The organism is Rhodococcus sp. NPDC057014, from assembly GCF_042673295.1.
GTDB lineage: Bacteria > Actinomycetota > Actinomycetes > Mycobacteriales > Mycobacteriaceae > Rhodococcus_F.
Genome location: NZ_JBHUSF010000342.1, coordinates 1 through 9,378 on the forward strand (window position 1 = coordinate 1; position 9,378 = coordinate 9,378).

Here is a 9,378-nt window from a genome sequence, read left to right on the forward strand (position 1 = left end):
CCGGAAGCGCCGGTGACGAGTCCGGATTTAGCTGTGCAAGAGAGCATGTGGCTCCTCGAAAAGGATGAGATCGCGAACGACGGTCCCGTTGTGAGATTTCCCCAGGGTTTCGACACCGGGCACTCGTGGGGTTCCGCGAATGACTCGGTTCGGGAATCGCTGACTGGGATGGGAGATTGGTTGTTGCCCGAGAACCTACCGTGGCAACCGGTCGATGGTCCAGGTTTGCGCAACCTACTTATGTCCCGCTCATCTGCCGTTACGGAAGTGCCCACACTTGATCCTGCGAAGATTCGAAGCTGACGTGACCGTCTCGGCGGCAGTCTCGGCGGCCGGTGTGGTGCCTGCCGTTCCGACATGGCCGGAACTGCAAGGATGTGTCGAGCGGTGCTGAAGAATTCGCAGCGCATCGTCGTCGTGGGCTTCCGCGTGCCTGTGCACGAGCAAGTTCCGAGCCAGTAACGGTCGGCGCCGGTTACAGTCCATCGCGGAGCGAAGGGGTGGTGTGTGCGGTGACATCTGGGACGAATCGATACCCCGTGTTGTTGGCGTTCGGCGCGTCCTATTCGGTAGGTGCGCAGATGGCTAGTGTGTCGGCGGTTCTGCCGTTTCTGCTGGCTCAGAAAGGCCTCTACTGGGCTGCTGGCTTGCTGTATCCCATATTCAGTATCGGATTCATTGCCGGAAATGTGTTATCACCGATGGTTGTCGCGCGGTCGCGGCGCCGGCAGAACATGGTCATCGCGGCGGCCGCCGCGACTATCGCCGTTCTGACCTCGTGTATCGCAGCGGCGGACCTGCGTGGTGTTCTCGTCGCCCCGGTCTTCTTGTTGGCCTCGGCGGTGATCGGTTGTGCGATGGGAATGGCGAACAATGCCTACGCCGAGATCATTTCGCGCATGCTCGACCGACCACGACGTAACCACCTCCTGCTTACCCAAGAAGCGGTCGGTGCGATATTGACGGTCGTGGCGACGCTGATGATCCTTCCCCTGGTGTCCGCGCGGGACCCGGCCGACAGTCGCATCGACGTGCTGTGGTTGGGTGCGGCCGCCATGGTGGCGGCGTGCGCGGCAGCGACACTCGTCGGGCCGACGACGTCGGGAGCACTGCGGCCGCCCCAACGGTTCGTCGACGACTATCGCGAAGGCGTCACCGTGGTGCGGACCCGCAGCTGGTACCGATTGTTCCTGGCGACCCAGATCGTGTTCGTGCCGATCAGTTTGAGCATGACGTTCTTCTCCCTGCGGGCGGCGATGTCTCACGGCGATAAGGCCGGCAGCCTGCACATACTCGTGATCAGCTCGGCCGGGGGCCTGTTTGTTGGTGCGGTGTTGTGGCGTCGTGTCTTCACCCGGCGCGGAGTGCGCGGCATGCTGGTGTTGAGCGGCGCGATCAACGGCGTCGCTGCCCTCGTGTGCCTTGCCAATGAAGCATTCCCGGGCGGAGAGCAACTGTGGATTCACGGCGTGGTGTTCTTCCTCGCCACGCTGGCGAACGCAGCGATCGGCGCTGCCACCGTGTCGTGGATCAGTGCTTTCGCGACCGAAGAGCGCCGTGCCGTACTGATCAGCTTCGCTGCGGCGCTCGCTGCGGTGGTGGCCACCGTGTTGGGAGCGGTGCTCGGCACGATGGCCCAAGCCACCCTCGCCCCTTGGCCGGTGATGATCGTGTTCGCGCTGGCCGTCCTCGCCACCACGGTCGCCCTCCGCGCACCCGATCGGCCCCCGACACCGTAGCGGTGCACACCGCTGCCCCGAGAGCGGGTCGACGTCATGAATCGCGTTCCGGCCGGATTCGGGGTTCGTCTGCGGCAGTCGAGCGTTGGGTCGGGGTGCGACTTGGTGGGCGTGTTCCCGAATTCGTGCGGCGTCGTCGACGTCGTCCGCGTCGGAGTGCCCTGTGGCGGTGTCCGCGGGTGGGTTCGATGGTTGCGTCGACCTCGACGACACCTGATGCGGTGAACCCGAACTCGGTGGCGAACTGTCGCGCGGCGGCGGTAAGCGAGGCTCGGGGAGTGCGTGGACCTGCCGTGGAATATTCGGCCACCATCCCGGACCTGTGGGCGTGCAAGCGCGAAAACGAATATGGTGGAGGTGAGTTTGGGATGTGTCAAGGGTGTCAGGTCGTGCGGTGCGGGCGTCGGGTGGGTGGTAGCGGCGTGGGTTCCGGGGGTTTCCGGTCGGTCAGTGTTGGCGGAACCGTGCGGCGGTGCAGGGGTTGATGGCGGCGAGGGTGGTCAGGGCCCAGAGGCCGCGGGCGGCGGTGGTCGCATCAGGTGGCTTCGGCGGTCTGGGTGGGCACAAGCAGCCGGGCCAGGTGGGGTCCGTGTAGCGCTGGATGAGGTGCGGTAACGGTGGGTAACCCCTGCGAGTGGCGCAGAGGATCCATGGGGCGCAGCGACTCGCCAGTTTCTCGGCGCGGAGCATCGGGAACAGCGACGCAGTCATTGTCCGTGGTGCCTCGCCCGTTTGAACCGTCGTCGTCGATTCGATTCGTATCGATCCCGCGGTGGTTCGGGTGGTGTGTGTTTGTCGGTGCCGTCCTGTTGCAGCGTTGGCAACGTGGCCGTGACGACATTGCAAAAGTACTCAGATGCAATATCTTTCGAACTTGCTCAGCGTTGACGTAGCGTGGTTGCCGGAGCGGATGTACCGCGGCCCAAGGGCAACGAGATTCGACAAGGCCAGTGTCAGCGGCGACAGCATCGACACGTCCAGGTTCAGGCACAGTGCGCCGATGTACTCGCCCTGGCGTGGATCACGGTGGGGTAGTCGGGATCGGCGATTCGTCGCAGGCCGAGCTCGGTGTCCGAGTCGCCCACCTTCCGGCCGGAGAGATTGTTCGCGATCGTCCGGATCGCATGCTCGGGTGTGGGCGAGATGTTGTAGATGATGTCCGAGCACGCGAAGGCAGGCTCCGCCGTACCCCTCTGGAACCGCCACGCTGACCTGGATGCCTTCCCTTCGCCATCGGGTCTCGGGTCGAGCAGTTCGATGGCGAGCTCGGCTCGGTCGCCGGCGAATGCCGGCACCGGGAGATTGCGTGCGAGCGGATCGGCGAGGGTGGACTTGGCCGGTATCGGACAGACCTGCCGGGACGGCCGGGGGCGTGTATTGGATCGGCGCAGTCGTGTGGCGGTGTCCCGATTCCCACAGTCGGGAGTGCGGACCTACCACATTCATCCTCGGCGGCGTTTGGCGCGGGCGGCAAATTCGTCGAGGACCTGGATGACGTCCTTGGCTTGCCAGATTCGGTTGCGTCGTCCGTCGGTGATCTGGGTGAGTATTCCGGTGTCGACCAGGCGGTCGATCGCGATTTGCGCGTTGGCGCCGGTGACCCCCAGCGTGGAGGTGACGAGTTTGCTCTCGACGACCGGTTGGCGAAGGAGGAGGTCGGCGAGGCGGTGTACCGCTGCGTCTCGTCGCGCCGTCACCCGGGTGCGCCAGTCGGCTCGAACCGTTTCCAGGTCCCGGACGAGGGTGCGGCCGTTGGCGATGGCGGCGAACGATGCTTCCGCGATCGACCGCATGATCGGCTCGAGGTTGCCCGACCGGTACTCGTCGAGGGCTCGGAAATAGGTGGCGGTGTCGTGCAGGAGGCCTGCGGACACCGGGACGGCGACGCTGCGGGTGAGCTGTCCGCCGCGCAGCATCGCCTGGATCAGGGCGCGGCCGACGCGCCCGTTGCCGTCGGGGAACGGGTGGATGGTTTCGAACTGTGCGTGGGCGACCGCTATCTGGGCGACCACGGGTACGTCGACCCGGTTGGCGAAGGCGGTCAGGTCGTCGATCAGTTCGGGAACGCGGTCGTGGTGTGGGGGGACGAATTGCGCGGTGTGGGGTCCGAGGTTTCCGCCGCCGATCCAGATCTGCTGTTGCCGCCATCGGCCGGCGATGTTCGGATCGCCGTGTTCGAGCAGTGCTCGGTGCATCTGCAGGATCGCGTCGGCGTCGATGCGGTCGGACAACTCCAATGCGGCCTGCATGGCGCGGACGTTTCCGACGATCAGGCGGGCGTTGCGGGAGGCGTGCTCGCCGAGTTCGGCCAGCGCGATCTGGCGTGCTCCGCTGGTGAGGTTCTCGATCTCTGAACTCGATGCGCTCTCGGTGCGCAGCAGAATGGATGCGAACGGGGCGGTGATGTGGCCGACCTCGGCGTCGAAGCGGGTGAGTTCGGTCGCCGCTTCCTCCGTCAGCGCCTGCAGTTCGCTGTTCAGCGAGAGGGTCCGGTTCGCGATGAATGGCGGTACCGCGGCGCGGTAGGGGCCGGTGGTGAGGCGACGTTCGCGTCGAGATCCGTAGTCGCCGGTGGCGCTGATCCAGGGATGCTCCTCGTGGGCGACGGGCGGCCATCGCTGTCCGTCATCAACCGATGTCATATCCGAACCATACTATTGGTTAGTAATTTATCCGATGGTATGGGTGGGTTGCTCGTGGAGAAACGGATCATGATGAACAGACGCGAACCGACGATTCCCCGCACCCATCCCCAATTCCGCGCTCACCGCACACGTCGACCAGCTCGAACGTGCTCTCATCACGGGACTGCTGATCAACCAGAGCCACTCCATGACCGAAGCACTCCACACCGACGACCGCCCCGATGATCCGAAGGCATTGCAGAAAGTCATAGACGTCGTCAACCACACCCAGGGTCCCAACACACCATCAGCGACCTCGCCCACATCTCCGGAGTCGTTGTGCGCCAACTACAGAACCTCTTCCGCGACCACTACGAGATGAGCCCGTCGGCCTACGTACGCAATGTCCGCCTGGAACGCGTCCGATCCGAGCTATTCACCGCCACCAGTGACGCCACGACTGTCAGCGACGCTGCATACCGGTGGGGCTTCAACAACCTCGGACGCTTCGCCAAGGCCTACCAACAGAAGTTCGGCGAACCGCCATCTCACACACTGCGCCGATGAACCCCAACCACCAGGGTGGCGTGGTGGTGCCAGCCGAGCCAGGAACGGCCCTCGAGTCCGAGACCGGTTTTCAGTTCTCGGTGGTCGTGCTCGACGCGCCAGCGGACCTTCGCCAGGCGCACCAGTTCGGGCAGCGGAGTGTCCTCGGGAGCGTGGCGAGCCAGTAGTCGGTGGGCTCGTCCGCTCCGGTCGGCCATTCGGCGAGCAACCAGACCGCGGGCAGGGTGCCGTCCTCGGCGCGCGGGATGTCCCGGTTCGCCGGGCGGATCCGCAGCGCGGCGAACTGCGAGCGCATCACCGCAGTGGGGTTGTTCGGGCTGGTTTTGCCGTCCGTAGCGGGGTGTCGGCGGCCGCCCGCGTCCGGTGTACGCCGCGGTCTCCGGGACCGCGTCGTACGGATGGGTCGCTGGTAGCGCCCTTGACGGCGACAACCTAGTCGATGCCCCGGTCGGTCAGTGCGAGCCGGAAGGCGGTGGTGTCGCCGTAGCCGGCATCCGCGACCACCGCCGGCGGGATCCGGCCCCACTCGATCAGCTCGTCGATCATCTCGATCGCCATTTCCCATTTGGGACGGATGCCGCGTCGGTGGCGGCGTGCACGCTGACCGCGAGCTGGCAGTTGCCGACCTTGCCGAGGGTGCCCGAGTACTGCCGGGCCACGCCCGGCGCCGGTGGGGCCACAGCACAACGCGGCTGTGCGATCGGGTACCCCGCCGTCCGGTGGCACGGCCCGTCCCGGCCGCTGGACCACGACGAACGCTGGAAGCACGCCACACGGCTGCGGGAGAACCCTACCGCCGACGCTCACCGCAGTTCCCGCGCGATCGCTCTGGCCGCGCGGCGAGCCTGCTTCGCCGCGAACCCGATCTGCGACGGCCTGGGCACGAACCCGATGAAACGCAACCTCTCGGCGGCCGGCTTTTCACCGGTGGAGTGCGGCCAACCTCGCTCGTCCAGTACGCCGAGGTGCCCGACCAGCTTGTCGAGTTCCTGGCGGAACCCCGTCGCGCAGACCATCGCCTCCGGGTCGATTCGCACACCGTCCACCAGCCACACGCTGTCCGCGTCGAGTGATTCGACTCCGCGAACGACCTCGATGGACCTGTCCCGGATCGCGGCGATGAGCTCCTTGTCGACGATCGCCGGTGCCACGCCGAGGCGGGCGCTGCGGGCGAAGATCCCCTCGTCGGGGATCGGCAATCCGAACTCGCGCAGGTCGCCGATGCTCCTCTCCCGGCCGAACCGTGCGATTGCGTCCGCGATAGGGACCGGGGCATGGTAGAGCGGCGTCGCGATGAAGTCTCCCGGTATGCCACCAGGTCCCTGGCGGAGCATGATGTTCGGCGGCGTGCGAGCCGAAAGCCAGACCTTTGCCGCGCCTCCGGTGGCGAGGTCGTAGGCAATTTCCATGCCCGAGCAGCCCGCTCCCACCACGAGGACCCGTTTCCCGTTGTACTGTAGGGGATTCCGGTACTGCGAGGAATGGACCAGTGCACCCCGCCAGTCCCCGCGTCCGGGCCAGTCCGGGACGAAGGGTTCATGATCGAAGCCGGTCGCGACCACCACCTCGGCAGCGTCGACGGAACCGGCAGCGGTGGTCAACCGCCAGTGCCCGCCGGTGAGGTCGAGTCGTTCCACCGGGCAGCCCAGGCGCAGCTCGATCCCGTCCCCGCGCGCGTGCCGCTCGAGATGCTCGATCACCTGTTGCCTCGTGGGAAAGGTCGGTGTGCCCTTGGGGTAGGGGCGGTTCGGTAGGTGGGAGAACTGCCTACCGGTGTTCAGTCGCAGCCGGTCGTAACGAGAGTGCCACGACGAACCGACTTGGTCGGCTCGGTCGATCAGCAACGGGTTGATGCCACGGTCGGCGAGGGCCACCGCCGCCGCGACCCCGGAGGTGCCGGCACCGACGATTGCGACTTGATGCTCGCTCATCGTGTGCTCCTTGGATGTCGTCTTGTTTCATGCGGTTTCGGCGACAATGACGCTCATCGGGCCGGTGAGCGAGCGATGGTCGCGGTAGCGCCAGCCAGTGTCCTGCAGCCAGGCAATGCCTTCTCCGACGCTGTAGACGTCGCCGTGTTCGAGGTGGACCGCGAATTCCCCCGCCATCAAGGCGGCCGCGACCGGCTGGGTGTGGGTGGGGTCGGTCCAGAAGTCGGCAATCAACAGTGTGGCGCCGGGTGCGGCGACGTCGCGAATGCGTTGTAGCAGCACACGATTCTGCTCCGGCGACCAGCAGTGCACCAGGTTCGCGACCAGGAAGGCGTCGTATCCGGCGGGCAGCGGGTCGGCCATCGCGTCGCCGGCGCATACGTCGATTCGCCCCTCCAGCCCGACCGACGCGATGCGGTCCTGCGTGGTCTGGGCAACCGCCGGCAGCTCGAACACGGTCGCGCTCAGTTGCGGGCAGCGGCGCGCCACCGCGATGGACCAGGAGCCGGTGCCGCCGCCGATGTCGAGGAGTCGCTGACTGCCGGACAGATCGACCGTGTCCGGCAGGGCGAGCGAGGGGCCCGCCGAAAACGCCTCGATACCGATCGAGGCGAGGGGTTGCAGGGCGGCGTCGAGGTCGAAGATCTCGCGGTTCGGCCCGCGGGCGAGTGCGCCGGCCAGGTCTTCCCACGCCGGGAAGCTGATCTTGTCCCAGAACCGCAGCAGCGGACGCAGGTCGGCGGGCGATCCGCCGGCGAGGAACATGGCCGCCGTCTCGGTATTGACATACCGTTCGCCTCGGCGTTCGAGCAGACCGAGCGCGACCATGGCGTCGGCGCTGATCCGGGTGGCTCGGACAGTCAGCCCGGTGCGGGCGGCCAGGCCACGCAGGTCGGTGGGGCCCTCGCCCAACGCCTCGAACAAACCGAGTTCGCTGGCGGCGAAGAGGTGTTTGGCGGCCATGAACCCGGACGCCAGCTGCATGATCGGCTCCGGGTTGGGCAGGTCGTGGTCGGTTTCGGCGGAGGTATTGGCTGTCATCGTCATGAAACCAGCGTCGTCGTTGTCGGTTCTGCGTCATATCCCTGAATCCTGGGGAATTCACCCAGATTTCTGGGGTAGGCAGCCCTAACCTGCTGCGATACACTTCGGACATGGCGCAGAGCTTGCTGCCACGCGTCCGCGATCAAATCTCGCGTGCCGCCGCCGACCAGCTGGACTGGGTGGGGTACAGCGCGCGAATGAGCGAGGCCCTGCGCACGGTGATCCCACATGAGCGCTGCTGCTGGCACACCGTCGACCCGGGCACCATCTTGTTCACCGGCAGCGTCAACCGGAACGTTGGGTGTTCCGGATCCTGGTTGGCGCACTACGAATACGAGGTCGAGGACGTCGACAAGTGGGCGTTTCTTGCGCACAGTGGCCGCCTGGCGGGTGCACTGAGTCTCGATACCCACGGAGATTTGTCCCGCAGCGCACGGCACCGTTCGCACGAGGCGTACGGCATCGGCGACGAGCTGCGGGTCTCCCTGGTGTCGGACGGGGTCTATTGGGGTGCAGCGGCATTCCTGCGCGATGCGGGCGCACCGTGGTACACCGCCGAGCACGTCCGCGCACTCGCCGCGCTGGCGCCCGCGCTCGCGACCGGTCTGCGACGGTCGATGCTCCACGAGGTCGAGGCCGCCGTGACGACCGTGGACTACGGCCCCGGCGTGGTGGTCTTCGACGCCGCGGGCAACCCGGAATCGGTCTCACCCGCCGCGGAACGCTGGATCGACGAAATTGTCGAGGTCCCGGCGCCGTCGACGCCGTTCGAATCGAAGGTCGTGCAGGCCATCGCGGCCCGGGCGCGGGCGATCGAACCGGGCACCGATCCGCTGGAACTTGCCGCGCGCTCGCGGGTACGCACGCGATCCGGCGCCTGGCTGTTGCTGTACGGGACCAGGCTTTCCGGCGTCGAAGACGGACGCACCGCCGTCATCATCCAACCCGCGACGCCGCATGAGATCGCGCCCGTCATTGCCATGGCCTACGGACTGTCCCAACGCGAATGCCATCTCACCGCGCTGTGCATCCAAGGGCGATCGACAAAGGAGATGGCGCACGCAATGTCGTTATCCGTCTACACAATTCAAGACCATATGAAGTCGATCTTCGACAAGACCGGGGTGCGCAGCCGCGGGGAACTGGTGGGGCAGATATTCCTCGAGCACTACGCACCACGCTGGGAGCTTGCGGCATCCCCGCCATCCGAATGGTGGGCGAAGGGCATCAACTGAATTCGCCGAACTCTCAGTTGTGCGTATCTGCTTCACGGCCAATAGCCAACAAGAAGGTTCATCGCCCGAACCATCTCCTACATCAGGGCGCACACCACCACGACGAAGCGCAACGGCAGGGTGGCGAAGCGATACGAGGTCGTCTAGAGCGTGTCTGCCAAATATTGGTGGTCGGATGCTCGAGACTGTCCCTGTGTTGCGTGCCAACGAGATTTCCGATGCCCTGTGGGCTGTGATC

At 66.0% G+C, this 9,378-nt stretch carries 7 protein-coding genes and 1 pseudogene; 3 read left to right on the top strand and 5 right to left on the bottom strand.

The features are described from left to right. Positions 1–539: 539 nt before the first annotated feature. Complete coding sequence (locus ACFTZB_RS38550; protein WP_378440115.1) at positions 540–1,739, top strand: MFS transporter; 1,200 nt, start codon at positions 540–542, stop codon at positions 1,737–1,739. A gap of 983 nt (positions 1,740–2,722) precedes the next feature. On the opposite strand, the gene ACFTZB_RS38555 is transcribed toward ACFTZB_RS38550, so the two are convergent. Beyond that, a complete protein-coding gene (locus ACFTZB_RS38555) occupies positions 2,723–3,034 on the bottom strand; it encodes a hypothetical protein (protein ID WP_378440117.1) in 312 nt (103 codons plus the stop codon). Positions 3,035–3,181: 147 nt separating this feature from the next. Further along, complete coding sequence (locus ACFTZB_RS38560; RefSeq protein WP_378440119.1) at positions 3,182–4,381, bottom strand: Fic family protein; 1,200 nt, start codon at positions 4,379–4,381, stop codon at positions 3,182–3,184. Between the two features lie 321 nt (positions 4,382–4,702). On the opposite strand from ACFTZB_RS38560, the gene ACFTZB_RS38565 reads away from it, so the two are divergent. Continuing rightward, on the top strand, positions 4,703–4,930 hold the full coding sequence (locus tag ACFTZB_RS38565) for a helix-turn-helix domain-containing protein (RefSeq protein WP_378440121.1): 228 nt from the start codon (positions 4,703–4,705) through the stop codon (positions 4,928–4,930). Here the strand turns inward: ACFTZB_RS38565 and ACFTZB_RS38570 are convergent. From ACFTZB_RS38570 to ACFTZB_RS38580, 3 genes and pseudogenes are all read right to left on the bottom strand, one after another. Then, positions 4,912–5,598: pseudogene (locus ACFTZB_RS38570) on the bottom strand (IS701 family transposase); the annotation flags it as partial. The gene ACFTZB_RS38565 and the pseudogene ACFTZB_RS38570 overlap by 19 nt on opposite strands. Before the next feature lie 135 nt (positions 5,599–5,733). Continuing rightward, positions 5,734–6,861 (bottom strand): flavin-containing monooxygenase, encoded by a 1,128-nt coding sequence (locus ACFTZB_RS38575; protein ID WP_378440123.1) that lies wholly within the window; start codon positions 6,859–6,861, stop codon positions 5,734–5,736. A 27-nt stretch (positions 6,862–6,888) separates the two neighbouring features. After that, positions 6,889–7,908 (bottom strand): methyltransferase, encoded by a 1,020-nt coding sequence (locus ACFTZB_RS38580; protein WP_378440126.1) that lies wholly within the window; start codon positions 7,906–7,908, stop codon positions 6,889–6,891. Positions 7,909–8,015: 107 nt separating this feature from the next. Between ACFTZB_RS38580 and ACFTZB_RS38585 the strand changes: the two genes are divergently transcribed. Beyond that, positions 8,016–9,140, top strand: coding sequence for a helix-turn-helix transcriptional regulator (locus ACFTZB_RS38585; protein WP_378440128.1), 1,125 nt, complete (start codon positions 8,016–8,018; stop codon positions 9,138–9,140). The last annotated feature ends 238 nt before the right edge of the window (positions 9,141–9,378 follow it).